The sequence below is a fragment of the Sphingopyxis sp. GW247-27LB genome, from assembly GCF_002277025.1.
GTDB lineage: Bacteria > Pseudomonadota > Alphaproteobacteria > Sphingomonadales > Sphingomonadaceae > Sphingopyxis.
On the sequence record NZ_NIWD01000009.1, the window covers coordinates 262,610 to 289,115 of the forward strand.

21 protein-coding genes are annotated in these 26,506 nt (G+C 67.4%); 13 read left to right on the top strand and 8 right to left on the bottom strand.

Annotation, left to right across the window (positions count from 1 at the left end):
• Position 1 precedes the first annotated feature (1 nt).
• From CD928_RS13680 to CD928_RS13690, 3 genes are all read left to right on the top strand, one after another.
• Positions 2–8,278 (top strand): hypothetical protein, encoded by an 8,277-nt coding sequence (locus CD928_RS13680; protein WP_095387661.1) that lies wholly within the window; start codon positions 2–4, stop codon positions 8,276–8,278.
• A gap of 46 nt (positions 8,279–8,324) precedes the next feature.
• Entirely contained in the window at positions 8,325–9,785 is a 1,461-nt protein-coding gene (cysS, locus tag CD928_RS13685) for a cysteine--tRNA ligase (protein ID WP_095388058.1), read from the top strand.
• Between the two features lie 105 nt (positions 9,786–9,890).
• Complete coding sequence (locus tag CD928_RS13690) at positions 9,891–10,829, top strand: D-2-hydroxyacid dehydrogenase (protein WP_095387662.1); 939 nt, start codon at positions 9,891–9,893, stop codon at positions 10,827–10,829.
• Between the two features lie 5 nt (positions 10,830–10,834).
• Here CD928_RS13690 and CD928_RS13695 read toward each other — a convergent pair whose 3' ends face one another.
• From CD928_RS13695 to pyk, 8 genes are all read right to left on the bottom strand, one after another.
• The gene (locus tag CD928_RS13695; protein ID WP_095387663.1) at positions 10,835–11,683 is read right to left on the bottom strand and encodes a phosphodiesterase; all 849 of its coding nucleotides are present in this window, start codon (positions 11,681–11,683) and stop codon (positions 10,835–10,837) included.
• A gap of 42 nt (positions 11,684–11,725) precedes the next feature.
• Complete coding sequence (locus CD928_RS13700) at positions 11,726–13,666, bottom strand: cytochrome c3 family protein (RefSeq protein WP_095387664.1); 1,941 nt, start codon at positions 13,664–13,666, stop codon at positions 11,726–11,728.
• A gap of 10 nt (positions 13,667–13,676) precedes the next feature.
• Entirely contained in the window at positions 13,677–14,558 is an 882-nt protein-coding gene (locus CD928_RS13705; RefSeq protein WP_255247168.1) for a hypothetical protein, read from the bottom strand.
• Positions 14,558–16,996 (bottom strand): FAD-dependent oxidoreductase, encoded by a 2,439-nt coding sequence (locus CD928_RS13710; protein ID WP_095387665.1) that lies wholly within the window; start codon positions 16,994–16,996, stop codon positions 14,558–14,560. The genes CD928_RS13705 and CD928_RS13710 overlap by 1 nt, the downstream gene beginning before the upstream one ends.
• 210 nt (positions 16,997–17,206) lie before the next feature.
• A complete protein-coding gene (locus tag CD928_RS13715; RefSeq protein WP_095387666.1) occupies positions 17,207–17,980 on the bottom strand; it encodes an arginyltransferase in 774 nt (257 codons plus the stop codon).
• Between the two features lie 255 nt (positions 17,981–18,235).
• Positions 18,236–18,598 (bottom strand): hypothetical protein, encoded by a 363-nt coding sequence (locus CD928_RS13720; protein WP_095387667.1) that lies wholly within the window; start codon positions 18,596–18,598, stop codon positions 18,236–18,238.
• A 50-nt stretch (positions 18,599–18,648) separates the two neighbouring features.
• Positions 18,649–19,446 (bottom strand): hypothetical protein, encoded by a 798-nt coding sequence (locus CD928_RS13725; RefSeq protein WP_095387668.1) that lies wholly within the window; start codon positions 19,444–19,446, stop codon positions 18,649–18,651.
• Between the two features lie 144 nt (positions 19,447–19,590).
• A complete protein-coding gene (pyk, locus tag CD928_RS13730) occupies positions 19,591–21,045 on the bottom strand; it encodes a pyruvate kinase (protein WP_095387669.1) in 1,455 nt (484 codons plus the stop codon).
• A 111-nt stretch (positions 21,046–21,156) separates the two neighbouring features.
• Between pyk and CD928_RS13735 the strand changes: the two genes are divergently transcribed.
• The 10 genes from CD928_RS13735 to ruvB all read left to right on the top strand — a co-directional run bounded on the left by CD928_RS13735 (position 21,157) and on the right by ruvB (position 26,416).
• Entirely contained in the window at positions 21,157–21,486 is a 330-nt protein-coding gene (locus tag CD928_RS13735) for a DUF1244 domain-containing protein (RefSeq protein WP_095387670.1), read from the top strand.
• A 54-nt stretch (positions 21,487–21,540) separates the two neighbouring features.
• Positions 21,541–21,783: a DUF2312 domain-containing protein gene (locus CD928_RS13740; protein WP_095388060.1), complete on the top strand. Its 243-nt coding sequence runs from the start codon at positions 21,541–21,543 to the stop codon at positions 21,781–21,783.
• A gap of 31 nt (positions 21,784–21,814) precedes the next feature.
• Positions 21,815–22,132 carry a heavy metal-binding domain-containing protein gene (locus CD928_RS13745; protein ID WP_095387671.1) on the top strand — a complete coding sequence of 106 codons (318 nt, stop codon included), beginning with the start codon at positions 21,815–21,817 and terminating at the stop codon, positions 22,130–22,132.
• A 72-nt stretch (positions 22,133–22,204) separates the two neighbouring features.
• On the top strand, positions 22,205–22,951 hold the full coding sequence (locus tag CD928_RS13750; protein ID WP_095387672.1) for a YebC/PmpR family DNA-binding transcriptional regulator: 747 nt from the start codon (positions 22,205–22,207) through the stop codon (positions 22,949–22,951).
• A gap of 100 nt (positions 22,952–23,051) precedes the next feature.
• A complete protein-coding gene (gene ruvC, locus CD928_RS13755) occupies positions 23,052–23,525 on the top strand; it encodes a crossover junction endodeoxyribonuclease RuvC (RefSeq protein ID WP_095387673.1) in 474 nt (157 codons plus the stop codon).
• A gap of 211 nt (positions 23,526–23,736) precedes the next feature.
• Positions 23,737–24,336: a Holliday junction branch migration protein RuvA gene (ruvA, locus tag CD928_RS13760; RefSeq protein WP_095387674.1), complete on the top strand. Its 600-nt coding sequence runs from the start codon at positions 23,737–23,739 to the stop codon at positions 24,334–24,336.
• Positions 24,333–24,743, top strand: coding sequence for a GFA family protein (locus CD928_RS13765; RefSeq protein ID WP_095387675.1), 411 nt, complete (start codon positions 24,333–24,335; stop codon positions 24,741–24,743). Before ruvA ends, CD928_RS13765 begins: the two co-directional genes overlap by 4 nt.
• Before the next feature lie 65 nt (positions 24,744–24,808).
• Complete coding sequence (locus CD928_RS13770; protein WP_095387676.1) at positions 24,809–25,150, top strand: GIY-YIG nuclease family protein; 342 nt, start codon at positions 24,809–24,811, stop codon at positions 25,148–25,150.
• Complete coding sequence (locus CD928_RS23050; protein WP_141237156.1) at positions 25,128–25,394, top strand: hypothetical protein; 267 nt, start codon at positions 25,128–25,130, stop codon at positions 25,392–25,394. The genes CD928_RS13770 and CD928_RS23050 overlap by 23 nt, the downstream gene beginning before the upstream one ends.
• Positions 25,391–26,416 carry a Holliday junction branch migration DNA helicase RuvB gene (gene ruvB, locus CD928_RS13775; protein ID WP_095387677.1) on the top strand — a complete coding sequence of 342 codons (1,026 nt, stop codon included), beginning with the start codon at positions 25,391–25,393 and terminating at the stop codon, positions 26,414–26,416. The genes CD928_RS23050 and ruvB overlap by 4 nt, the downstream gene beginning before the upstream one ends.
• Positions 26,417–26,506: the final 90 nt, after the last annotated feature.

Consider the following 26,506-nt stretch of genomic DNA (forward strand, 5'->3'; position numbering starts at 1 on the left):
CATGCGTGCCACCTCCATCCCCTCGCCGATCCGTCAAGGCAGACGGCGCCTGCTCGGCAGTTGCGCCATCGCCGCGAGCCTCGCCGCGCTGGCCTTCGGTGGCCCCGCGATGGCGCAGGTCGCGGGCACGGGACAAGTGGTCGGCGGCAATGTGAACGGCGTCATCTCTCCCCCCGCAGCGCACGGCGGGGCCGGGCCAGCCGGTTCGACGCAGGTCGAGGTGACGGGCGCGCAGACGATCATCAACTGGACCCCGACCGACAACGCTCCCACCGGCGGTGCGATCGACTTCCTTCCCGCGGGGAACACGCTCGAATTCTATGGCCCCGGCCAATATACGGTGCTCAACCGCTTCACCGACGCGAGCGGCGGGTCGATCGGCCGCCAGGTCGCGCTCAACGGCACGGTCAACAGCTATATCGGCTCGCGCTTCGCCACCGGCGGCAACGCGCAGGGTGGCAGCATCTGGTTCTACAACGCCGGCGGGGTGCTGATCGGCAGCACCGGGGTCCTCAATGTCGGCAGCCTGGTGCTGACCGCCAACGACATCGATACCACCGGCGGACTGTTCGGGCCCGGCGGTGAAATCCGCTTTCGCGGCGCCGCGGGAACCTCAACGGTCGAGATCGCGTCCGGCGCGAGCGTCAACGCCGCCTATCCGGGCAGCGCCCTCGTCGCGGCCAATCCCGGCGGCAGCTATGTCGCGCTTGTCGCGCCGCGCATCGTCCAGAACGGCATCGTCACCACCGACGGGTCGACCGCCTATGTCGCCGCCGAACAGGCCGACATTCGCATCAACAGCGGCCTGTTCGACATCAATGTTCTCGTCGGCGCGCAGGGCGGCACAGTCATCACCCACGGCGGACGCACCGTCGGCCCCGCGCACCAGCAGGGCGATACCGACCAAAACCGCATCTATATGGTCGCGATTCCCAAGAATAATGCGGTGTCGATGCTGGTGTCCGGCCAGGTCGGCTATGACGAAGCCACCACGGCGCAGACCGAGCCCGACGGGTCGGTGGTGCTGTCGGCGGGCTATAACGTCAACGGCGGGGCGATCGATACCATCCCGGCGAGCGGCATCGCAGCGAACATCACCGTCCACGATGTCTTCTTCGACAACGACACCGAAGCGCATGCCAGCGGCGCCTTTGTCGGCCAGCCGCTCGGCCAGATACCATCGGGGCCGCCCACCACCTTTTTGCCCGTCGGTCCCGGCCTGGTCGCCGTCGACGGCAACGCAACCTTCATCGGCGATGCCAGCGCGAGCCTGACCGTAGGAAACGGCGGCAGCGGGCAGACGATCGGCGCGACCGGCGACCTGACGCTGCTGTCGGGCGGCGCCAATGGCGCGCCGGGGAGTGCGACGGTCACCATCAATAACGGCGGCACCCTGGTCGCCGGCGGAACCCTGACGGTCTCCGCCGATGGCGCCTTCGCTGCGGCGACCGGCAACGGCCAGGGCGGCACCGCGAGCTTCACCCAGAATGGGGGCGTGGTCTCAGCGGGCCAGATCCGGCTCAGCGCCAACGGCCTCGGCGATAACGATACGGGCGGCGGTGCCGGAACCGGCGGCGCCGCGACGATGAACCTGCTCGGCGGAACGCTGAACGTCGTGAGCCTCGCGGTGCAGGCCGATGGCATCGGCGGCAGGGGCTCGGACGGCACCGACGACAGCGCTCCCCTGCCAACCCCCGCGAGCGCGGGCGCCGCCGGCCAGGGCGGCACCGCGGCCATCACCATCGGCGGCACTGCCGCGGTCACCGCCGAAAATATGCAGGCGCACGCCGATGGACAGGGCGGCGACGGCGGCGATTTCAGCGCTTTCGCGGGCATCGGCGGCGATGCCGGCGCCGGCGCCAGCGGCACCGGCGGCACCGCGACGATCACCGTCGCGGTGCCGACGCTTAGTGTCGGCAGCCTGACCGCCAGCGCGAATGGCGCGGGCGGCAACGGCGGCAATGTCTTCGCATCGAGCAGCGGCGGCCCGTCGACGGGGTTGGGCACGGGCGGAACCGGCGGCACCGGCCAAGGCGGGATCGCGACGATCGACACGGGCATCGATATCCCGGCCATCCTCACCAGCAACGCGCGGGGGCTCGGCGGCAATGGCGGGTTCGGCATCGCGGGCGGCGATGGCGGCAGCGCCATCGGTGGGCTCGCACAATTCATCGTCAATGATTTCGATGCCGGAATCGGCAACATGGTCGTCGATGCTTCGGCCCAGGGTGGCAATGGTTCGATCTTCTCCGAGGCCGGAGAAGGCGGCGCTGGCGGCAACGCGACAGGCGGCACGGGGCGCATCGAGGCGACCGGCGCGAACGGCGCCGTGACGCTGAATCAGTCCCAGTTCGTCACCGGGGCGACGGGCGGCACCGGCGGTGACGGCGGCGCGGGCTTCTTTGCCACCTTCCCGGTCGGACCCGCGGGCGGCCAGGGCGGCGATGGAACCGGCGGCACGCTGGAAATCGCCGCCAGCAACGGCGCCACCGTCACGCTCGGCAGCGATTCGCCAGGTCTTGTACCGTTGAGCAGCGCGGGAACGGGGGGCACCGGCGGCGCCGGCTCCTACAATGGTTATGTGGAAGGCTCGATCGGCGGCGCGGGCGGCAATGGCGGCGCCGGGGTCGGCGGCACCGTGCGCCTGCTGGCGAACGGCGGCACGATCACGTCGGGCACCGACACGGTCGCCATCGACGTCGCGGGCACGTCGGGAAGCGGCGGCACCGGCGGCAACGGCGGCGGAACGGGCAATGACGGCGCTGCAGGGAACCAGCCCGCCACCACGGGCGGCCGCGTGATCATCGAGATCGCGGCCGGAACTTCCCCGGGACAGATCAATCTCGGCGCCACCAATCTGACCGCCAATGGCGACAACGCCGGCCGCATCGAACTGCGCGCGAACGGCGGCGGTATCGCGATGGCCAGCCTCAACGCGCAGGCGTCCGGGCTGGCCGATCCCACCAGCAACGACACCGACACGGCACGGGCGGGGATCTTCCTGGCCGCCAACGGCGGCGCGATCACCACCGGCGGCGACATGACGCTGACCACGGGCAGTTCGGTGGGTGCCTATGCCGGAACGGATGGGACGATCGGCGCCGGCGGCGCGCTGACGATCACCGCCGGCGACCAGATCGACATTCGCCACGACGGCCGCACCGGCACCGCCGCGACCATCGGCGCCGACGGCAATATCACCGCCACCGCGACGAACGGCATAAGCGCCGCGACGGGCAGCCTGATCGACGCGGGCGGCACGTTATCGCTGACCGCCTCTGCGGGGCCCATCGCGACCGACCGCCTGCACGGCGCCGACATCGTGCTGAGCAGCAGCGGCGCGACCACCGTCGAGCACGCCGAAGCGGACAATGATTTCATCGCCAACGCGGCGAGCTTCGCGACCGGGCTCAATTCGATCATTACCGGCGGCGACATCGACATTTCCGCCGTCGGAGCGGTCGACCTCGGCAATTCGACCGCGGGCGGCTATGTTTCGGTCCTTGGCCAGGCGATCGACTTCAACGCGATCGACGCCGGGACGACGGTCTCGCTCTATGCCGATGGCGCTGCTGCCAGCGGCATCACGGGCGGCGACATCACCGCGGGGGGCGCCATCAGCCTGACGGGCCAGGCAATCAACCTGTCGGGCACGGTCCAGACCCCGGCGTCGCTGTCGGCCTTTACGATCGACGGCGATCTCGCGATCGGGCTCGCCGATGTCGCGGGCAATATCGGGATATTCGCCAACGGCGACCTGACCGGCACCTATCGCGCCGGCGGCAACGTCAATCTGCGCGCGACTGGAAACGCGACCGTCGAGGCCGACGCCGCGGGCACCTATCTCAATCCGTCGGGCATTCCGTCGGAAGGCTATGTCTTCGTCGATGCTGCGGGCAATGCGACGCTGACCGACAGCAGCGCGGCGACGATGCTGGGCGTCCGATCCGGCGGCGCGACGAGCATCACGGGCGGCAGCGCGGGCGAGGATATCTTCGTCCTCGCCGGAACCACCGCGACCCTCGCCAATCTGACGGCGGGCGACGACCTCGACGTGACGTCGGGCGGCGCGATGACGATCAGCAACGCCGCGACCCTCGGCACCGGTGCCGACGATCGCCGGGTCGTCTACGAACTGGGTCCCTCGTCGGGTTCGGCCCCGCCGGTCATGATGCTGCAAATCCAGTCGAGCACCCCCGACCTGTCGAACGCCACCCTGTCGGCGCCGACCGCGACGATCAACGCCGCGGACGTGACGGCCTTTTCCAACCTGAGCACGACCGCGGGCGGGACGGTGACCGGAACGGGCCTGCTGCAATCGGGCCTCACGACGAACATCAGCGGCAGCGACCTGTCGCTCGAAGCGGTCACCGCGGGGACCGACGCGATCCTGACCGCGACCTCGGGCGGCGTCGTCGCCACCGGCGCGATCGCGGCGGGGCACGACGTGACGATCGGCGCGCCCGGCAATATCGCGGTCGCCGAACTCGACGCGGGCGACGACGTCCGGCTCGACGCCGGCGGCACGCTCAGCGCCGGGGCGGCCTTCGCCTATGGAACCGGCCTCGACAATGAAAGCGACGGCAGCAACGTCGTCGCAACGTCGGGCGGCGCGCTTGGCTTTTCCGGCGACATCAGCGCGGCGAACGGCACCACGCTGACCGGCGCCTCGATCGCCGCGCAGGCGATCGATGCCGGCGGCGATATCACCCTCACGACAACCTCGGGCGGCAGCGGCGCGATCGGCTTCACCGATGCGAGCGCGGGCGGCGATTTCCGGGCCACCGGCCAGTCGATCGCGTTCGCCAGCATCGATGCCAATGCGGTCGATCTCATCGCCAATGGCGCCACAGCGGGCGCCGAGGGCATAAGCGGCGGCGCGATCACCGCCGACGACGATATCAACCTCTATGGAAACAGCATCGTCCTGACGGGACTGGTGCAGGCCAATGAAGATATGTTCGCGACCGCCTTTGGCGATAGCGTCAGCTTCGGCACGATCAACGCCATCGGCCGCGTGAACATCGACGCCGACGCCGACATCAACGGCACGATCCGCTCGACGGGCAATGTGACGCTGAATGCGGGCGGCAATGTCACCGGTTCGGTTCGCGCCGACGGCGGCGGCCCCGATCCCGATGGCTTCCCCTATGAAGGCCGCCTGTTCGTCGATGCGGGCGGCAATGTCACGCTGACCGACAGCGCCGCGGCGAGCCTGTTCGGGGTCCACGGCGGCGGCAGCGTCACCATCACCGGCGCGACCGCGGGCGAGGACCTGTTCGTCAATGCCGGCTCCACCGCGACGCTGTCGGGCGTCACGGCCGGCGATGACCTGACGGTCGAGGCGGCGGGCGCCATCAGCGTCACCAACTCGGGAACCACCGGGGCTGGAGCCGACGAACGCGAAATCTTTTATGCGGCCTGCTGCTCCAACCCGCTGTTCTTCGTCCTGCAAACGACCGACGTCGATCCCGACGGCTCGAACGTCGCGCTGACCAGCAGCGCCGGCAATATCGTCGCGAGCGACATATCCGCGTTCAACGCGCTGACGGCGAACGCGGCGGGCACGCTTTCGGGAACCGGCTTGCTGCAGGCGGGCAGCGATATCCAGCTTATCGCGGCCGGTGCAGTGAACATCGCCGACGCCGATGCCGGCAACAGTTTGACGATCGACGCCGCGTCGATCGGCTTTGACGACCTGTCGGCGGGCGACAGCGCCGGGCTATTCGCCACCGGCGCGGTCGCGGGCGGCACGATCACCGCCGGGGCCGATATCCAGATCAGCGGCGCCAGCATCGCGGTGGCGGGTGTCCAGAGCGACGGATCGCTGAACGCGCAGGCGAACGGCGGCGGCGTCGCCATCGCCCAGGCCGATATCGCCGGCTTCGTCGATGTGACGGCCACGGGAACGATCGGCGGCGCCTATACGGCCGGCGGCGACATCCGGCTCAGCACCACCGGCTCGATCGACGCCAGCGTCAACGCGCTCGGCGGCTATCTCGACCCGAGCACCGACAATCCCGCGGCGGGCAACGCCTATCTCGACGCCGGCGGCAATATCGTCCTTGCGGACAGCAGCGCCGCCGACATGCTCGGCATCCGCGCTGGCGGCTCGGCGAGCGTGACAGCGGCCACCGCAGGCGAGGATGCGCTGGTCATCGCGGGGACGACCGCCAATCTGTCGGAGCTCAGTGCCGGCGACGACATCGACGTCCGCGCGGGCGGTGCGATCACCGCGAATGATGTCCGCGCGACGGGCGACGGGCCCGACGGCTTCGCGCTTTTCTATTCGTCCGGATCGGGTTTCACCATCGGGCAGGGCGAAGGCAGCTCCAGCCTCGACGGGGCCGATATCGACCTCAATTCGTCGAGCGGTGCGATCAATGCGAGCGGGCTGTCGGCAGGCGACGATATCCTGCTGACCGCAGCGACGGCGATCGCCGTCAACGGCGGCGGAACGCTGGGGCTCGGCGTCACCGGAGGCGACAGCAGCATCCGCACGCAAAGCGCGACCGCGACGCTCGGCAGCCTCAGCGCCGCCGACGACGTCGTGGTGAACGCAACCGGCGCGGTCGGCGTCACCGCCCCCCTCCTCGCCGGACGCGACATCGCGATCACTGCCGGCTCGGCCGATCTCGCGACGCTGATGACCCCCGCGGGCGACCGGGTCGACACGCTCCGCGCCGACGGCAATGTCGGCGTAACGGCGAGCGGCACGATCGATGGCGGCGCGATCACCGCAGGAGGCAATGTTGCGCTCGACGGGGCGACCGGGGTGACGGTCGACGCGATCGCCAGCCAGGGCGCCACCAGCCTGACGAGCGATGCGGGCGCGATCATGGTCGGTGCGCTCGCCTCGGGCGGCGCGGTCGACGCAAGCGGCGACAGCGTCGAGATCCGGGGCAGCGGCAGCCTCGTCTTCGCAAACCTTGTGACCGATGTCGGCGACGCCACGGTGCGGACCGACGGCGATCTGTCGGTCACGAACGGCGACGTCGCGGGGCTCGCCACGCTCGGCAGCGACAACGCGCGCCTGACGGTGACGGCGCTGACCGCGGGCGGCACCCGGCTCGAAGCCTTCGGCCCGATGGCGCTGACCAATGTCAGCGTCGACGGCGATATTTCGGTCTACGGCCAGTCGGCGCTGCAGATCGACGGCGTCGTGACCGGCGAGTCGATCTCGATCGCCTCGACCGATATTTCGATCGGCTCCAATGCGCGCGTGGGCACCGCCGGCGTCACCGGAAGCCTGGGGATCACGAACAACGATAACAGCCGCCAGACCTTCATCGGCGGCGACGGCACAGGCAATGGCTATAATATCGACGCCGGCGAGCTGAGCCGCATCTATGGAAGCGACATCGCCATCCACGCGTCAGAGGTCGACACGTCGAACTTCCGCTTTATCGGCAGCGGCCCGCCCGATGTGGTGATCGACGATTTCACGATGACCGCGGGCGGTTCGACATCGAACCTCGGCGCGAACGGATCGCTGACGATCGACACGTCGGGAACGGCGCGGGTGATCGGCGACGTCGCGCTGACAGGCATGAGCGACGCCAATACGCTCAACATCCTCGCCGACGACTCGTTCGAAGTGGTTCTGGGCGAAGGTTCGATCCGGCTGTCGGGCGCCAGCAGCGATGCGCCAGCAGGAATGCTCCGCATCGCTTCGGAGGACGTCATCGTTGCGACCCTCGCGGCGATCGACGATGTCGCCGCCGCGACGACGACCGACGCGATCGAGGAGCGGCTGGCGCAGAACGACGGGATCATAAGCGACGACGGCGCCCTGTACGCGGGCGGCATCAACGTCAGCGTCTTCAATGGCTTCTATGTCCAGAACAGCGGCGCGGGCACCGATTATGGCGAACGCCGCGGGCTGATCTTCGGCGCGGGCGGTCTCACCGTGAACACCGAAGGGTCGGGAACACGGCTCGTCATCAACGGTGTCCACCTCGGCCCGCAGGGGCCGGTGACGGGGCTCGACACCATCCCGCTGCTGACCGTCAGCGATTTCGAGGAACGGTCGACCTTCAACGGCTGTGTGATCGCCAACACCGGCGCCTGCGTCGTGGTCGTGTTCCCGAACGAAAGCGGCTTCCCGGTCCAGGACGTCATCGAAGAGGAAAGCAACGACGACGATGGCGACGGCACCAGCCTGCCGACGGCGCTGATCACGATGCGCGCGATCGATCCGCTGACCGGTGAGCCGCTGCTCGACGATCCGGTGACCGGCGCGGGCAACGACGATCTGTGGACGCCCCCCGCCGAATAGGGGTTTCGGTTGACGGGGTGCCCCGGCGCAAGGCATGGGCGCGGCGATGACCGATGCCTCTGCCCCCGCGCCGCTGCGGCTGTTCAACAGCTTGACGCGCAGCCTGGAAGACTTCCGGCCCGTCCACCCCGGCGAGGCGCGCGTCTATTCGTGCGGGCCGACGGTCTACAACTATCCGCACATCGGCAATATGCGCGCCTATGTCTTCGCCGACACGCTGGGGCGCACGCTGTCGTTCAAGGGCTACAAACTCACCCACGTCATCAACATCACCGACGTCGGCCATCTGACCGACGACGCCGACGCGGGCGAGGACAAGCTGGAGAAGGCGGCGGCGGAAAAGGCCCAAAAAGGTGAAAAAACGTCGATCTGGGACATTGCGCGCCATTATACCGAGGCCTATTGGGCCGACGTGAAGGCGCTCAATATTCGCCAGCCCGCGCACTGGTCGATCGCGACCGACTATGTCCCAGCGATGATCGACTTCGCGAAAGCGATCGCCGACAAGCATTGCTACGAGCTCGACGGCGGCCTCTATTTCGACACCACGACCGTCGCCGACTATGGCCGCCTCGCCCGCCACGGCAGTGACGAGGGCGAGAGCCGCATCGACCCCGTCGACGGCAAGCGCCACCCCGCCGATTTCGCCATCTGGCGCAAGACCCCGACGGGCGAAAAGCGCCAGATGGAATGGGATTCGCCCTGGGGCCGCGGCGCGCCCGGCTGGCACCTCGAATGCTCGGTGATGTCGGAGGCGTTGCTCGGCTTCCCCTTCGACATCCATACCGGCGGCATCGATCACCGCGAGATCCATCACCCGAACGAGATCGCGCAGAACCAGGCGCACGGCTGCTCGGCCGACAGCGGCGCACGCCTGTGGATGCACAATAATTTCCTCGTCGACCGCAGCGGCAAAATGTCGAAATCGAGCGGCGAATTCCTGCGCGTGCAGCTTCTGATCGACAAGGGCTACCACCCCCTCGCCTACCGCCTGATGTGCCTGCAGGCGCATTACCGCAGCGAGCTGGAATTTTCGTGGGAAGGGCTCGGCGCGGCGCTGACGCGGCTGAAGCGGCTGGTGATGGCCGCGGCACCGGCCCGCGAAGCCGAAGCAGCGCCGGTGACCGACAACCGCCTCGCCGACCTGCTCGCGCGCTTCGACGCGGCGATATCCGACGATCTCAACACGCCCGTCGCGCTGACGCTGATCGAAGATGTGGCGGCGATGAAGAAGGTCGATGCTGGACAGAAGCGCGCGGCGCTCGAAACGATGGATCGCGTGCTCGGTCTCGAAATCCTGACCCTGTCGCGCGCCGACCTTCGCATCCGCCCCAAGGCCGCGACGATCACCGAAGCCGAAATCGAAACCGCGCTCGCCCGCCGCAAGGAAGCCCGCGCCGCCAAGGACTTCGCCGCCTCCGACGCGCTGCGCGACGAACTCAACGCCGCGGGGGTCGAGGTGATGGACGGCGACCCGCTGGGCTGGGACTGGCGGCTGGAGGCATAGTTCCCCTCCCGCTTGCGGGAGGGGTCAGGGGAGGGCATGTAGAGCCAACCCGCAGCGGACGACAGGCCCTCCCCCGGTCCCTCCCGCAAGCGGGAGGGGAGATATATGACCATCACCGTCCTGTCCGGCCTGATCCGCCCGCTCGTCGAGAACCGCCTCCCCGACTGGGTCGAACCCCGCTTCTTCATGAGCAAGGAAGAAGCGATGGCGCTCGCCCCCGAAGCCGAGATCGGCTGGTTCGACATGTACGACAAGAAGGATATGGCGGCGGCGATCGAAGCGGCGACGAAGCTCCGATGGCTCAATTCGATCTATGCCGGGGTCGACGGCATGCCGCTCGACCTGCTGCGACAGCGCGGAACGGTCGTCACCAACGGCGCCGGGATCAACGCGATCACGATCGCCGAATATGTGGTGATGGGGATGCTGACCGTCGCCAAGGGCTATCGCGACGTCGTCCGCGCGCAGGACCGCCGCGAATGGCTGCTCGATTCGCCGGGCAAGGTCGAGCTTTACGGATCGAAGGCGCTGCTGCTCGGCTATGGAGCGATCGGCAAGCTGATCGAGGAGCGGCTGAGGGGCTTTGCAGTCGACGTGACGATCGTGCGCCGGTCGCCGGGCGCGAACAGCCTGTCGCCCGACCAGTGGCGCGCGCGGCTCGGCGAGTTCGACTGGGTGATCCTCGCCGTTCCCGCGACGCCGGAGACCGACGGCATGATCGGCGCCGGAGAGTTGGCGGCGATGAAACCGAGCGCGACGCTGATCAACATCGCGCGCGGCAGCGTCGTCGATCAGGCCGCGCTCGTCGCGGCGCTGAACGAGCAACAAATCGCCGCGGCCTTCCTCGACGTCACGACCCCCGAACCGCTCCCGGAGGGCGACCCGCTGTGGAGCCTCGACAACGCGCATGTCACCATGCACCTGTCAGGCCGCGCGCAGGACAAGATGTTCGTCCGCGCGGCGGAGCGCTTCCTCGACAATCTGGGCCGCTGGCAGCGCGGAGAGCCCGTCGCGCCGCAGGTCGACCTGACGCTGGGCTATTAGAAGGGCTAGACCGGCCGCTCGGCCTTCAGCTCGCGCACCAGCGGCTGCAGCCGCTCGTCATATTTGGCGAGCATCGTGTGCGCGCCGGCATGGTCGTAGAAGCTGACGAGCTCGCGCCCGTTCCAGTGGTGGAGCGCATAGGCGGGGTCCTCGGCGACGATCATCGGGCGGTCGTCGGGTTGCTCCTCGTCGATCGGGCGGAGGTCCAGCGAAACCTGCGGCGCGATCGAGGAGCATATGGCAACGGTGCGGCCCTCCCAGGCGACGGTAACGCTGCGGTGGAGGTGGCCGCAGATCAGCCCGCGCACCTGGGGATGCCGCCGCACGACCGCGGTGAAGCGGTGAACCCAGGGTTCGTCGCTATGCGTGTTCATCCAGTCGATACCGCATTCGACCGGCGGATGGTGCATCACGATATAGGTGGGCTTTGCCCTATCCTTCGCCAGTTCGGCCTCGAGCCACGCCGCGCGCGCCTCGCAATAGGCGCCGCCGTGGCGCCCCTCCTCGAGCGTGTCGATCGTGACCAGCCGCAATTCGGGGAGGTCGATGCTGTACTGGATGAAGCCGTTGCCGTCGTCGAAGCCGGGGAAATAGTCGCGGAAATTGTCGCGCAGGTCGTGATTGCCGACACTCGGCCACACAGGAAAGGGACAGCGCGAAAAGGCGGTCGCGAGGCGGCGGTAGCTCGCGGGGTCGCCGCGATCGGTGATGTCGCCGGTGGCGAGCAGCAGGTCGGGCCGGTTGGGCCCCTTCATCAGCACGTCGAGCACCTCGTCGAGGCGCTTGCGGTTATATTCGGCCGGATTGTCCGGATCGAAACCGATATGGATATCGGTGATCTGGGCGATCAGCATCTCCGTCCCCTGCTCCGTGCCGGCGCGCCGGCCGGCCGATGATTAGCCACCCCCTCGCACCCGACTCAAGGCCGGGGCGCGCCATGTCGCATCGTAAAGGCCCCGGCGTTCGGGCCCTGTGATCTCGCGCACAGCGTAGACGCCGCGCGGCGGCCGATCTGTGATGGCGGTCACATCCTTGCGGCGCTGGCGCTCGGGCATCCACGGCTTGCCGCCGTCGTCATGATATTCGTGGCACATCGCGCAGGGCGATGCGGTCGCGGTCCCGACCTTCGCCGTCGCCAGTCGCGCGCCGTCGCCGCCGACATGGCAGGTGCGACACTGGCCGAGCCCCGGCACGAGCAACTCGCTCGCCAGCTTCGATCCTTTCGCCGCGGTGTGGCAATCGGCGCAGTCGGTTTCCTTGTGCGCCGCATGGTCGAACCAGCCCTTTTCGAGGAAACGCGGCGTCTGGTGCACCGCCATCACGCGCCAGCCGTTACCCGATCGCGGCGCGAAGATTGTGTGGCAGTCATAGCAGGCGCCCCCCTTCGAGAAGACCGCGCGCACCGCATCCTCCGCCCGTCCCGGGCGCACCGCGGCCTCGCGGAAATAGATGTTGTAGACCTGCCCCTCGGCATATTGGCCCGGACGCCGCCGCGCCATGCCGCCGAGCTGGAGCGGTCGCGTCGGCGGGGTCGAGCGATAATAGGCATAAAGGTCGGCGACGACCTGATCGGGTTCGCCGTGGCGGAGCGTGCGGGTGACCCCGCCGACGGTCTCGAACGCGAGGCTGTGGCACATCGCGCAGTCGCGCTCCATCGCGACCGGCGCGATGCGGACGCCGTCTGCCTCGGGCCGGTGGCAATTCTCGCATTCGAGCTTTTGCCCAAAGCCGAACCGGCCGCGGAAGCTCGCGGCCATGCGCGCGACGCCGCCCCCGGCCTGAAGGTGGAGGTCGTGCGGGAATTTGAGGCCGTCATGATCGAGAAGGGGCTTGCCGGGGATCGCACGCATCGGCCTGGCACCCGGCGCGGCGCGGACCAGCGGGCGGAAGCCCGGGTGGCTGGTCCCGAAATCGCCCGCGTCGGCAACGCTCGCCTTGAACCCTGCGGCCGTCAGCCGCGCCGCCATGCCCGCGTGGCAGTCGGCGCAGAAGGCCTGCGGCGTCGCGGGCATTGGCCCGGCGCCCTCATGCTCGGTATGGCAGCCGACGCAGCGGCCCTGCGGCTTGTTGAACGCATTCGCGAAGCCCGCCAGTACCTTCTCCCCCATTCCCGGGGGAGCGCGGGCGGCGAGCAGCATCGCGGTCGGCGCGCCGGCGTGGCTCGCGCTCATCGCCTTGTGCTCGCCGGTGTGGCAGCCGACGCACGCCTTGTCGGTGACCGCGACGAAGGGTTCGACATGGCAGGCTTGGCAGTCGTTCTTCAGGTTCGCATGCGCGCTCGACAGCGGCCCCGACAGCCAGGCGCTGTCGGCGTGATAACCCTGCGGCCGTTCGTCGACGCCCTTGTAGCTGTGCCACGCCCAGATCGGCCCGATCAGGAAGGCGAGCAGCACGAACAGCGCGAAGGTCCAGGCGCCGACGCGCTTGCCGGGCATGGTCCCCGCGAGCGAGAAGGCCTTGGCCTCGTCGACGTCCTTCGACGATTGCGACAGCTCGTCGATCCGCTCGACGAGCAGGATGATAGCCTCGCCCTCGCGCGCGATCGTCAGCCGGTGGCCGCCGAAACGCAGTTCGGCGCCCGCGGCGCTGTCGATGTCGGCGCTGTCGAGCGTCCGCCCGTTGAGGTCGAAGCCGAGCCCTTCCTGCGCGGCGATGCGGACATGCCGTCCGTCGGCGCTCGCGATGGTGGCGTGATGCGGGTTCACGGCGAGATCGGCGATGTGGATCGCGTTGCCGCTGTCGCGCCCGAGCGAGATCGTGTCGCCCGGCAGCGCGAGATCGCGGACGATCTGCTTGCCCGTCTTGGTCGTCGCGATGCGGCGCAGGATGAAGCTCATCGTCCCCCGCCTACCAATAGAAGAAGACGCTGATGATGTGCGCCGACAGCGCCGCGATCAGCGCGAAGGTCAGCGGCACATGCACATAGAGCCAGATTTCGAGCAGCGCGCGCAGCCGGAGATGCTCGCGCAGCCGCGCCAGCGCCGCCTCCTTCTGCGACAGCAGCGCGATCACCTTCGCGCGCGCCTCGGCATCGCCGCCCAGGGCCTCGGCCAGCGCCGCGCGCGCCGTCGCGGTCGCGCGATTGGGATAGCGACCGGTCAGCCGCGCCGCGATCCCGCCGGCGAACGGATCCTGTTCGAGCGAGGCGAGAACCGGCGCCGCCTCGTCCGGCGGCAGCGGCTGCGCGGCGGCGTGGAGCTGGCGGTCGAAGGCGCGGATCGCCTCGAGCATCTGCATCTGCGTCATCTGCTCGCGGTTGTTCGACAGCGCCTGCGGCAGCAGCGCATAGACGGCGACGCCATAGAGGCCCGACAGGATCACCAGCATCATCAGCGCCCAGGCGAGCGTGTGGACGTTCCAGCCGAGCTGGAAGCCGGTGTGCCAGGTGCCGATGACGATCAGGCTGAGACCCAGATAGACATGCGCCGAGGTCCACGCCTTCAGCGACCAGAAGTCGCTCGTCATCCGGCGTTTGCGATAGCCGAGTGCGGTGAGCCAGAGGATCAGCAGCGCGCCGATCGTCCCGAGCGTATAGCCGTACCAGCTGCCGCCATTGGGCCGCGGAGTCACGTCAATCAGCGTATAGGAGACGATGACGAGCAGGCAGAGCCCGCCCGAGATCTTCGCCCAGCGGAAATTGGCGTGGCGCAGGAAGCCTTCGTGCCGCCGTTCGCGCACGCGCTCGGTCTGGGTCGCCTTCGCGCGCCGACGGCGAAAGAGCGTCGCCATCAGCCGGCGTCCTCTTCGAGCCGCGCGATCGACAGGAATTCTTCGGGCGACACGCGGATCGCGGCGCCCGTGGGACACGCGCGCACGCAGGCGGGACCGCCCGCCAGTCCCTTGCACATGTCGCATTTGACCGCGATCTTCTTCGGCTTCTTGCCCTCGGGCATGTTCGCCTTGGTCCATTTGGACGACGGCTCGCCGGGCCCCGGCCCGCGCCCCAGGAGCAGCCAGCTGAGCAGCCCCGGCTTCGGCGGCGGCGCCGCCTCCATGCGGATCACCCCATAGGGGCAGTTGCGCATGCAGTTGCCGCAGCCGATGCAGCCTTCTTCCATGAACACTTCGCCGTCGGGGCCGCGGTGGATGACGTTGGGCGGACAGTCGGCCATGCAGTGCGGATGCTCGCAGTGGCGGCAGCTCGTCGGGACATGCAGGTGAGCGAAGGTCTTGCCCGCCTCGCGGTCGAGCCGCGAGAGTCCTTCGTGGCTGTCGGCGCACGCCTTTTCGCAATTGTCGCAGCCGACGCACAGATTCTCGTCGATCAGCAAGGCATCGGTCGCCTCGCCGAGCCCCTCCTTCATGATGAAGCTCGCGGTGTCCGAATAAAGATCGACGGCGCTCGAATAGCTCGCCTTGCGCGATTCGATGAAGCTGTTCATCTGCGCGCGCTCGGCGACCGCCTTCTCGGTCGCCTCGCGCACCTGCGGCCGCGCCGCGAGCATCGCCTGGAAGCCCGCGCCGGTCAGCTTGATCACCTCGCTGCCGACCGCCGCCTTCACCGTCGCGTTGCGGGGTGCGCCGCTCAGCACCGCCATCTCGCCGAAGTAGCTGCCGGCGGGCAGGTAGCGGAGGAAGATCGGCTTGCCGCCGATGCTCTTCTCGACCACCATCGACCCCGACCGGATAACATAGACATCGTCCCCCGCATCGCCCTCTTCGAGCACGGTCTTGCCTGCGGGCACGCGGATCACCTCGGCGCCATCGACGACGGGCGCGAGATCGTCGACGGTCAGCCCGCCCTTGAAGATCTGGAGCAGCTGGCGTTCGAGCGAGATGCGCTCGATCACGCGCTTCGCGCCCGGTACCGCGCCCATCAGCTTGATCGCGGCGGTGCGCGACATCTCGACGAAGATGCTGTCCTCGCCGGCGCGGATCGTCGCGCCGCGCTTGCGGCCCGAGATCAGCCCGACCTCGCCGAAGATCGAACCCTGCTCGATCGGCACGGTCACCCCCGGCGCGACCTCGACCAGCGCGTGGCCGTCGGCGATCGCGAACAGCGACGATCCGGGCTCGTCCTTCTCGAACACCACCTCGCCTTGTCGGTAGAAGGCGACCTTCGAATCGAGCATGAATTCGCGCATCTGCAGCGGCGACACGTCGGCGAAGATGCGCACGCGCGTCCGCAGGAAGTCGAGCCATTCGCTGACCGATTTCGGCCCCGGCAAATCGGCGAAGATCGCCGCCAGATCCTTTTCGTCGGCGGGAGTCAGCGCGGCGTTGCCGTTCAGGAACTCGACGACGTCATAGCCCTGGTTCATGCAATGCTTGATCAGCGGATAGCCTGCGAGCGCGCCGATGACATAGATGCCCGGCACCACCGTCTCGAAGGTCGGCGACAGCTTCGGAAAGGCCTCGCGGTCGGGACCGGTGAATTCGATCCCCATCGATTCGACGAAGGCGCGTGGCGCGACCGAGCCGAGGCGCGCGACGATGACGTCGCACTGAATCCTCTCGTCGCCGGTCGGCGTCTCGAGCGTCAGCCAGCCCTCCTCGACCAGCTTGGGCTGCGTTTCGGTGCGGACGCTGATCGCGCCATTCTCGCCCGCCTCCATCAGGTCGGAGACATTCTTCGCCTTGGCGCGCGCGAAATCCTTCGAGCGATTGAGGATGGTCACCCGGTTCTCGAGCGCCTCCTCGGCGACGCCGAGCGCATTCTCGATCCCCGCGTCGCCCGATCCGACGACGGTGATATGCCGGTCCTTGAAATCCTCGGGATCGTCGACCTGATAGATGATGTGCGGCAGGTCGTTGCCGGGGCAGCGCATCCGGTTCGGATTGCCCTGCGTCCCGATCGCGAGCACGATCGTCTCGGCGACGATCGTATCGCCCTTCGCGGTCTTGATCTGGAATGCGCCCTTCGCGCCCGTCACTTCGACGACCTCGGCGCGATAGAGGATGTTCACCTTGTTCGCCGCGGCATCCTCCTCCCAGATGCCCAGGATCGCCTCGCGCGAGCCTTCATCGAAGCGGCAGTCGGAACGCAGGTCGAGGCGAGCGGGCGTCGCCATGACATGCTTGCCCTTCTGATATTTGAAGATGGTGTCAGAGAGGTGATCGGTCTTTTCGAGGAGCACATGGCTCAATCCGAGCTGCGCCGCGCGCGACGCGGCGCTGAGACCCGCCGGCCCCGACCCGATGATCGCGACCTTGACCGCTTCGCTCATACGGCGCCCGCGCCAAATCCGACCGCTCGAAGCAGTCGATTCCCGCGGATGCAGACAAATGCGCGCATGGGCATCCTACCCCCCATCGCCAGCCCCCGGCGACCAATAACGGATGCGACCCGGACTTATGTCCTGGATGCGAAGCTATGCCCTTGAAAGCGGGAGGAGGTCAACTGGTGACGAAGAGATTCTGGTGGGGGGCCGCCGGCGTCAGGCGAGCTCGAAGATCGCCGCGATGCGGTCCGATGCGACCGGCTCGAAACGCGACCAGCCGTCGGGGCCCAGCTTTTCGAGCGGGCGGAACCGCGCCTTGTACGCCATGCGCGCCGATCCCTCGATCCAATAGCCGAGATAGACATAGGGCAGCCCCGCGCCCGCCGCGCGCTGCACATGGTCGAGGATGATATAGGTGCCGAGCCCCTCGCGCAGCGGATGCGCGGTGTCGAAGAAGCTGTAGATCATCGACAGCCCGTCGCCCTGCCGGTCGGTCAGGCAGCAGCCGACCAGGCGGCCGGGGCTGCCGTCAGCCGTCGGCTCGCGATATTCGATCATATAGGAATCGACCGGGGTTTGCTCGACCATGTCGGCGAAATCCTGCTCGTCCATGTCGGCCATACCCCCATTGGGGTGGCGCGACTGGAGATAGGAGCGCAGCAACGCATATTGCTCGTCGGTCGCCCAGGGTTTGCACGCGGTGGCGACGAGGTCGCCGTTGCGGCGCAAATTGCGCTTCTGCGACTGGCTGGGCGCGAAGGCGTTCGCGCACACGCGCACCGACACGCACGCCGAACAATCGGCGCAACTCGGCCGGTAGGCGACCGATTGGCTGCGGCGGAACCCGATACGGCCCAGCGCGTCGTTGAGCTCGTTCGCGTTATGGCCGCCGAGTTCGGTGAACACCTTGCGCTCGGTCTTGCCCGCCAGATAAGGGCAGGGCGCCGGGCTGGTGACGAAGAAGCGCGGAAAACGAAACGGCGCGGACACGCGAGACAGGCCTCCGGACTAGTGATGCGAGCCCTCCCACGTGGGGTCCCGACACGCGACATGCACCGAATATGCCGCGCGCCGTCAATGGTGCAAACATCATTTACCATTTTTGTCCGTCCCGAACTGAATCAGGGGCGAAATTTTCTGAATCGCGCGGTAACTTTTGTGCCGAACTGAATCAGAATCGACGTCGACCGCCAAACGGAACGCAGCTCAGCTATAGCCCTTGAGTCCGTCGCCGGCGCACGCCGGTTAGCGCCAGTGGATCTGCGCTCCGGGTTCGATAAGGGCTTTGAGCTTCTGGAGCTCGGATATCAGGACGTCCAGGCTCTCGCGCTTGAAAACGAACGGCAGTTCGGCCCCGCCGTGAAGCGTCATGAACAGCATCGGCTCATCCTGCGCTGTCTTCCCGGTCTGCATCCCGACCGGGCGGAGCAACTGCGCTTCGCGATCCGGCCCCTCGACCTTTTCGAGTTCGGCGACCAGCGCACCCGCCAGGACCGCGGAACATTCGGCGCCTATCTCAAAGCGGTGAAGCGCCTGGTCCTCATCCTTCACGGTGAAGTGAACGCCGCCGTCCTTCGCCGACCATTCGACAACCTCGACATATCTCAATGCAAATTCCTCTTGATTCGACCATCATCGTGCAAGCGAAGCGGGATCGCTCAATCCTTGGGGTAGAGCAGCCTCGCCGGCCGGCGCTCGCGGGCCGTCTTGAACAGCGAATAGGTCTGCCCGACGATTTCCGTAACACCCGAAATCGACGCCATATAGCTTTCGAGCTCGGGCGTCTTCTTCGCCTCGATCAGCCGCGTCGGCGCCGCCGGATCCGGGCCATCGAACCGGACATAGAAAAGCGGTTCGCCGCGCCGCAGGATCAGGTCCTTCGTCGTGTCGTGCCACTCGAACGCCCACTGCAAGGGGCGCGGCCAGATATCGATCGGAAAGCGACCGCTGATCTGAATGCCCGGCCGGTCGGGCGTATAATGGAAGAGTGGCGGATATTGATTGACATAGACCGGGTCGTCCGAAACGAAGACGTAAGACGTCAGCATCTGGAGGACGGGGCGCTGCGGGTGGCGCCATTCGTGCCGCGGCTGGAACACGATCCACCGTTGCAGCGCCTCGGCGCGGATCGGGCTCTTTTCTGCGAGCACATTCGTGATTTCCATCCCCCCGCCGGTCAGGTTGAGCCGCAGGTGGACGTCGATGGGGCAATTGATCACGAAGTGGCGGCGGTCGAAATCCAGCACGGACGGGCATTGTCCGACCGATCGGGGGTCCTTGCTCTGCGACTCGATCCGCACGGGCCGCGGAGTGTCCCAGATGACGCTGGCGCCTTCGACATTGAGCAGCCAGCCGACGGTATAGGCGCGGGATTCGCTTACCGCAGACCCTTCGGAACTTGGCTCGGGTTCGGTCTCGGTGGCGCCCGCACCTTTCGAAAACAAATTCCTCAACATATGCGAACGGGCACCCTTCTCTCACCGCTGTGGGGACCAACGCATTACCGTATCGACCCCCCGAAGCATAGACAGGAGATTCGGACGGGGCGCAGCATCCCCGAACGGAAAAGCCGCGCCGGGTTTCCCCATTCTGCCGTCACATCATCCATATCCCTTCAATTCATCGCCAGTCAGCGTCGCGACGTGCAGCACGTTGGTCGATCCCGGCGTCCCGAAGGGAACCCCCGCCATCATCACCAGCTTCGCGCCGGCGCGGCCGATGCCGTGGCGCAGCGCCATGCGCTTGCCCTTGGCGATCATCTCCTCGAAGCTGCCGATGTCCTTCGTCGGAACGGCGTGCGCGCCCCACAGCAGGCCAAGCCGCCGCGCGGCTTCCTTCTTGGGCGTCAGCACGAGCAGCGGTGCGCCCGGGCGCTCGCGCGCGACGCGGCGCGCCGTCGACCCCGACGCGGTGAAGCAGATGATCGCATCGGCGCCGATCGTCCCGATGATGCTCCCCGCCGCCTCGGCGAGCGCATCAGCGGTCGTCGCGTCGGGAAAGGTCTCGGTGAAATGGAGCCGGCGGTAGTAATCGGGATCGCTTTCGACCGAGCGCGCGATCGAATCCATCATCGCCACCGCCTCGACCGGCCAGGCGCCCGCGGCGGTCTCGGCCGACAGCATGATCGCGTCGGCCCCGTCGTAGATCGCGGTCGCGACGTCGGACACTTCGGCGCGGGTCGGGGTCGGCGAGACGATCATCGATTCGAGCATCTGCGTCGCGACGACCACCGGCTTGCCCATCCGCCGCGCGGTCGCGACGATGCGCTTCTGGAGCGGCGGCACCGCCTCGGGCGGCAGTTCGACCCCCAGGTCGCCGCGCGCGACCATCGCGGCGTCGGCGATCTCCAATATCTCCTCGAGCCGCTGCACCCCCGACGGCTTCTCGAACTTGACGAGCAGCGCCGCCTTGCCGCCGATCAGCCGCCGCGCCTCGGCGACGTCCTCGGGACGCTGCACGAAGGAGAGCGCGATCCAGTCGACATGCTGATCGAGCGCGAAGGCGAGGTCCCGGCGATCCTTTTCGGTGAGCGCCGCGAGCGGCACGACGACATCGGGGACATTGACCCCCTTGCGATCCGAGATCCGGCCGCCGACCTCGACGATCGTTTCGATGCGATCCGGCGACACGCTTTGCACGCGCAGCACCAGCTTGCCGTCGTCGACCAACAGGCGCGTGCCGGGCTCGAGCGCGGCGAACAGCTCGGGATGCGGCAAATGGACGCGCGTCGCGTCGCCCGGCGCCTTGTCGGTATCGAGAACGAAGCTCTTGTCCTTCACCAGATCGGCGGGCCCGGCCTTGAAGGTCCCGACGCGCAGCTTCGGCCCCTGCAGGTCGACGAGGATCGTCGTCGGGCGGCCGGTGTCCTTTTCGAGCGCGCGGATCGCCGCGATGACCTTCGCATGGCCTTCGTGGTCGCCGTGGCTCATGTTGACGCGGAAGGCATCGGCGCCGGCGCGGTGCAGCGCCGCGATCATTTCGGGATTCGCGCTCGCAGGACCAAGGGTCGCCAGGATGCGCACTTTGCGCTGGCGGGGGGTGAAACTCTGGACCACGATTGCTCCGCTTGTCATTTTGCCGTTACGGTTCTTGCGGGGCATGGCGCGTTGATCGCGCCAAGGCAACCGCCGTATAGCTATTCAGTCCCCAAAGGAGAGAAACGCCCGATGTCCTGCAGCGAAGACCAGACCGCCGCCCCCGATGCGCTCGACGCCCTCGACGATGCCGTCGCGGCGGCCGCCTTCCGCCGGCTGGTGCGACTGCTCCGCCATCGCCACGATGCGGCGAACATCGATCTGATGGGCCTCGCCGGCTTCTGCCGCAACTGCCTTGGCGACTGGATCGCCGAGGCGGGGGACATGGACAAGGAATCGGGCCGCGCGATCGTCCACGGCATGCCGACCGCCGAATGGAAGGCGCGCCATCACACCCCGGCGACCGACGAACAGCTCGCCCGGATGGAAGAAAGCATGGCGAAGAATCCCGGACCTCGCTAGTTGGGCGCCGAGGCGATTCTCGCCGCGCAAAATCCAACCCCAGCGGAGTCCAAAATGAGCGAAGCCATCACTGCCGACGAACAACTGCGCCTTTTCATCGAGCGCATCGAGCGGCTGGAAGAAGAGAAAAAGGGCATCGCCGACGATATCCGCGACGTCTACAACGAATCCAAGTCGCAGGGCTATGATCCCAAGATCATGCGCCAGATCGTCCGCCTCCGCAAAATGCCGATCCACGATCGCAAGGAGATGGAAGCGATCCTCGACGTGTATAAATCGGCGCTCGGCATCGACTGACGCGGGCGCCACGCCATAGGGAGACGATAGGATGTTCAGCACCACGACCAATGCAGTCGAAGGCCAGCCGGTTCGCGAATATCTGGGCATCGTCACCGGCGAGGTCATCGTCGGCGCCAATCTGTTCCGCGACCTGTTCGCCAGCATCACCGACATCGTCGGCGGCCGCTCGGGCAAATATGAGGATGTCCTCGCCCGCGCCCGCAAGGAAGCGATTGCCGAGATGGAAGCCGAGGCCGCGCGCCTCGGCGGCAATGCGGTGATCGGCGTCGACCTCGACTATGAGGTGCTCGGCCAGAACGGGTCGATGCTGATGGTGTCGGCGAGCGGAACCGCGGTCGTTCTCTGACACGGCGGTTGTCTCGAAAAGCCGCGCACGCTAGGGCGGCGCCACATTTTTCCATATCGATGGAGGTAGGCCGTGGCCGGCCATAGCAAATTCAAGAACATCATGTACCGCAAGGGCGCGCAGGACAAGAAGCGCAGCGCCCTCTTCTCCAAGCTCGCGCGCGAAATCACCGTCGCGGCGAAGATGGGCCTGCCCGATCCCGACGCCAACGCGCGCCTCCGTGCGGCGGTCAACGCGGCGAAGGCGCAGTCGATGCCCAAGGACAATATCCAGCGCGCGATCGACAAGGCGGCGGGCAACGACGGCGAGAATTACGAGGAAATCCGCTACGAGGGTTATGGCCCCGGCGGCGTCTCGCTGATCGTCGAGGCGCTGACCGACAACCGCAACCGCACCGCGACCAACGTCCGCACCGCCTTCGCCAAGAACGGCGGCAATCTGGGCACGTCGGGCAGCGTGTCGCACGGGTTCGACCGGCTCGGCCAGATCACCTATCCGGCGAGCTCGGGCGACGCCGACACGGTGTTCGAGGCCGCGCTCGACGCCGGCGCCGACGACGTCGAATCGTCCGAGGACGGCCACGAGATCTGGACCAGCGTCGAGAATCTGCACGAGGTCGCCAAGGCGCTCGAAGCCAAGCTCGGCGACGCCGAGGGCGTGAAGCTCGCCTGGCGCCCGACGCTGAAGAGCGAGGTCGCCGACGAAGCGACGGCGCAGACGCTGTTCAAGCTGATCGATACGCTCGACGACGACGACGACGTCCAGACCGTGTGGGGCAATTACGACATCCCCGACGCGGTGATGGAGAAACTGGGGTGAATTTACCCCCCCTCCCCTTCAGGGGTGGGGTCCATCGGCCTCGCGCAACCTCGACAGCCCCCACCCCAACCCCTCCCCTGAAGGGGAGGGGCTTCCGGTCATGATCATCCTCGGCCTCGACCCTTCGCTCTCTTGCACCGGCTGGGGCGTGATCCGCGTCGAGGGCAGCCGGATCAGCCACGTCGCCAACGGCCAGGTCAAGACCGACGCCAAGGCCGCGCTGCCCGACCGGCTCGCCCATCTCGACACCGTCCTCGCCGCGGTCATCGCCGACCATGCGCCCGTCTCGGCCGCGGTTGAGGAAGTGTTCGTCAACGACAATCCGCAATCGACGCTGAAGCTCGCACACGCCCGCGGCGTCGCCCTCCTCGCCTGCGCGCGCGGCGGCCTCCCCGTCGCCGAATATGCCCCGCGCCTCGTCAAAAAGGCGATCGTCGGCACCGGCGGCGCGGCGAAGGAGCAGGTGCAGGCGATGCTCCGCGTGCTGCTGCCCGGCGCGAAGGTCGCGGGCGCCGACGCGGCGGACGCGCTGGCAGTCGCGATCTGTCACGCCAATCATCGGAGCCTGGGATAAGCATATTCCAAAGTTCAGGAAAGTTCAGCCCAACGACGTCCCCCTTGGCCTTCCGTAATGCGCCCGACTCGACCGGCCGCATCCTTCGCCTGAAAAGTCCGATGAAGGCTGACACGGCCGAACAATGTAGGAAAGGCCTAATTGACGGTGCGAAGGAGACGGCGGCGGGAAATTGATTCCCTTTTCGTTCTCCCCGCGCTAGCACCGGTCCATGATCGCAAAACTGACGGGACGGCTCGATTCAAGCGGCGCAGGCCATGCGGTGATCGACGTCGGCGGCGTCGGCTATCTGGTCGAGGCCTCGGCGCGCACTTTGGACGCGCTCGGCCCCGCCGGCGGCGAGGTCACCATCCACACCGAAATGCTGGTCGGCGAGGATTTCCTGCGCCTTCTCGGCTTCGCGCGCGCCGAGGAGCGCGACTGGTTCCGCCTGCTCACCAGCGTCCAGGGCGTCGGCGCCAAGGTCGCGCTCGCGATCCTCTCGGCGCTCGAAGTCGCCGAGCTCCAGCGCGCGCTCGCCAGCGGCGACAGCGCGATGATCGCGCGCGCCAACGGCGTCGGGCCAAAGCTGGCGCAGCGCATCACGCACGAACTGAAGGACAAGGCCGGAGCGCTGGGCGGCATCGCGGGGAGCGCCGGTGCCAGCGTCCCCACCGGCGGCCCGCTCGCCGACGCCGTCGCCGCGCTCACCGGCCTCGGCTTCAAGCCCGGCGAAGCGAGCGCGGCGGTCGCGGCGGCGAGCGAGGAGCTGGGAGCCGGCGCAACCTTGGATGCGCTGGTGCGCGCCGCACTCAAGAAGGCCGCGAAATGACCGAAATCACCCGCCACGCCTCCTGCCGCTGCGGCGAGATCCGCATCACCTGCACCGGCGAGCCGATCCGCGTGTCGGTGTGCCACTGCCGCGAGTGCAAGGCGCGGAGCGGCAGCGCCTTCGCCGCGCAGGCCCGCTTTCCGGCCGAGCAGGTCCGCATCGAAGGCGAAGCGAAAACGAAGATGTGGCAATATACCGGTGCCAGCGGCAACACCGCCGACTTCTTCTTTTGCGGCACCTGCGGTTCGGGCGTCTGGTATCGGGCGCGGCCCTATCATGACGCCTATGCGATCCCGCTCGGGAATTTCGAGCCCGGCCACGGCTTCGTGCCCGACTATTCGGTCTACGAAGAGCGCAAGGAGCCTTGGGTTTCGATCGCCGGCGAGGCGATAGAACATTATGACTAAGCGCCGCCCCCTCTTCCTCGTCATGCTGAACTTGTTTCAGCATCCACGACCCTGAGCGAGCGGTCATGCGCGATGTCTTTCAACCCTGCATCTACATTCTCGCCAGCTACCTCAATGGCACCCTGTATATCGGCGTCACATCGAATCTCGTTCAGCGCATGTGGCAGCACCGCAGCGGAATCACGAAAGGCTTTGCGGCAAGATACCGGACCCACCGGCTGGTCCACTTCGAACTGTTCGACACGATGCACGAAGCCATTTCCCGCGAAAAGCAATTGAAACGCTGGCATCGCCAATGGAAGATCAATCTCATCGAGACCGGCAATCCCGAGTGGCGCGATCTGGCCTTCGAAATCGGCGCCGGACCGATCGGCCGGGCCATGGATGCTGAAACAAGTTCAGCATGACGAGGTTTGTGATATCGCCTTTTTTCTTCGTCACCCTGAACTTGTTTCAGGGTCCAAGGCCCAGCGGTGCGCGGACATGCAGCAAATGAAACTGAAACGGATCGCGGGGTATATCGCCTTTGCCATTTTCTTCATGGTGATCGGTCATTTCGGCCCCGAGTTTCTGACCTATTCCCGCATCGACACATGCCTCGACGGGGGTGGCGCATGGAATTATCAAGCTGAGCGTTGCACCTTCCAATGACCGACTCGATCACCACCCCCCTGCGCACCCCCGAGGACGCCGACGCGGCGCTGCGTCCCAAGTCGCTCGCCGAATTCGTCGGGCAGGCGGCGGCGCGCGAGAATCTGCGTATCTTCATCGAGGCGGCGAAAACCCGGTCGGACGCGCTCGACCATGTGCTCTTCTTCGGCCCGCCGGGGCTCGGCAAGACGACGCTGGCGCAGATCGTCGCGCGCGAGCTTGGCGTCGGCTTCCGCTCGACCTCGGGGCCGGTGATCGCGAAGGCGGGCGACCTCGCGGCATTGCTCACCAATCTCGAGGACGGCGACGTCCTGTTCATCGACGAGATCCACCGGCTCGCGCCCGCGGTCGAGGAAATTCTCTATCCGGCGATGGAGGACCGCGCGCTCGACATCATGATCGGCGAGGGGCCGTCGGCGCGCAGCGTGCGGATCGACCTGCCCAAATTCACGCTCGTCGGGGCGACGACGCGGCAGGGCCTGCTGACGACGCCGCTGCGCGACCGCTTCGGCATTCCGGTGCGGCTCAATTTCTATACCCATGCCGAGCTCGAACAGGTGATCGGCCGCGCAGCGCGGCTGCTGGGCCTCGGCATCGCGCCCGACGGCGCGCTCGAAATCGCCAAACGCTCGCGCGGAACGCCGCGCATCGCCGGGCGGCTGCTGCGCCGCGTACGCGATTTCGCGACGGTGGCGGGTGCGGCGGTGGTCGATGCGAAAGCCGCCGATGCCGCGCTCAACCGGCTCGAAGTCGACGCGCTCGGGCTCGACGCGATGGACCGGCGTTACCTCACAATGATCGCCGACATTTATCGCGGTGGTCCGGTCGGGGTCGAGACGCTGGCAGCGGGGCTTTCGGAGCCGCGCGACACGATCGAGGACGTGATCGAGCCCTATCTGCTCCAGATCGGCCTGATCGCTCGCACCGCGCGCGGGCGGATGCTCAACGCGAGCGCGTGGAAGCATCTCGGGCTCAATCCGCCGGCCGGCACGCAGGACGGGCTGTTCGACCAGGGAAAATAGGCCGGAAAACCGCCGCTCCTTCCGCCAAATGCCGCTGGCCTGCGACGAATGGTGAAAGGGGGGTTTGCGACGAGTCGTGCACCGGCTATC

What these genes read in the sequence shown, in the direction of transcription:
- CD928_RS13680 (WP_095387661.1), top strand. Translation starts at nt 2, where the DNA reads ATGCGTGCCACCTCCATCCCCTCGCCGATCCGTCAAGGCAGACGGCGC.
- cysS (WP_095388058.1), top strand. Translation starts at nt 8,325, where the DNA reads ATGACCGATGCCTCTGCCCCCGCGCCGCTGCGGCTGTTCAACAGCTTG.
- CD928_RS13690 (WP_095387662.1), top strand. Translation starts at nt 9,891, where the DNA reads ATGACCATCACCGTCCTGTCCGGCCTGATCCGCCCGCTCGTCGAGAAC.
- CD928_RS13695 (WP_095387663.1), bottom strand. Translation starts at nt 11,683, where the DNA reads ATGCTGATCGCCCAGATCACCGATATCCATATCGGTTTCGATCCGGAC.
- CD928_RS13700 (WP_095387664.1), bottom strand. Translation starts at nt 13,666, where the DNA reads ATGAGCTTCATCCTGCGCCGCATCGCGACGACCAAGACGGGCAAGCAG.
- CD928_RS13705 (WP_255247168.1), bottom strand. Translation starts at nt 14,558, where the DNA reads ATGGCGACGCTCTTTCGCCGTCGGCGCGCGAAGGCGACCCAGACCGAG.
- CD928_RS13710 (WP_095387665.1), bottom strand. Translation starts at nt 16,996, where the DNA reads ATGAGCGAAGCGGTCAAGGTCGCGATCATCGGGTCGGGGCCGGCGGGT.
- CD928_RS13725 (WP_095387668.1), bottom strand. Translation starts at nt 19,446, where the DNA reads ATGTTGAGGAATTTGTTTTCGAAAGGTGCGGGCGCCACCGAGACCGAA.
- CD928_RS13735 (WP_095387670.1), top strand. Translation starts at nt 21,157, where the DNA reads ATGTCCTGCAGCGAAGACCAGACCGCCGCCCCCGATGCGCTCGACGCC.
- CD928_RS13740 (WP_095388060.1), top strand. Translation starts at nt 21,541, where the DNA reads ATGAGCGAAGCCATCACTGCCGACGAACAACTGCGCCTTTTCATCGAG.
- CD928_RS13745 (WP_095387671.1), top strand. Translation starts at nt 21,815, where the DNA reads ATGTTCAGCACCACGACCAATGCAGTCGAAGGCCAGCCGGTTCGCGAA.
- ruvC (WP_095387673.1), top strand. Translation starts at nt 23,052, where the DNA reads ATGATCATCCTCGGCCTCGACCCTTCGCTCTCTTGCACCGGCTGGGGC.
- ruvA (WP_095387674.1), top strand. Translation starts at nt 23,737, where the DNA reads ATGATCGCAAAACTGACGGGACGGCTCGATTCAAGCGGCGCAGGCCAT.
- CD928_RS13765 (WP_095387675.1), top strand. Translation starts at nt 24,333, where the DNA reads ATGACCGAAATCACCCGCCACGCCTCCTGCCGCTGCGGCGAGATCCGC.
- CD928_RS13770 (WP_095387676.1), top strand. Translation starts at nt 24,809, where the DNA reads ATGCGCGATGTCTTTCAACCCTGCATCTACATTCTCGCCAGCTACCTC.
- CD928_RS23050 (WP_141237156.1), top strand. Translation starts at nt 25,128, where the DNA reads ATGCTGAAACAAGTTCAGCATGACGAGGTTTGTGATATCGCCTTTTTT.
- ruvB (WP_095387677.1), top strand. Translation starts at nt 25,391, where the DNA reads ATGACCGACTCGATCACCACCCCCCTGCGCACCCCCGAGGACGCCGAC.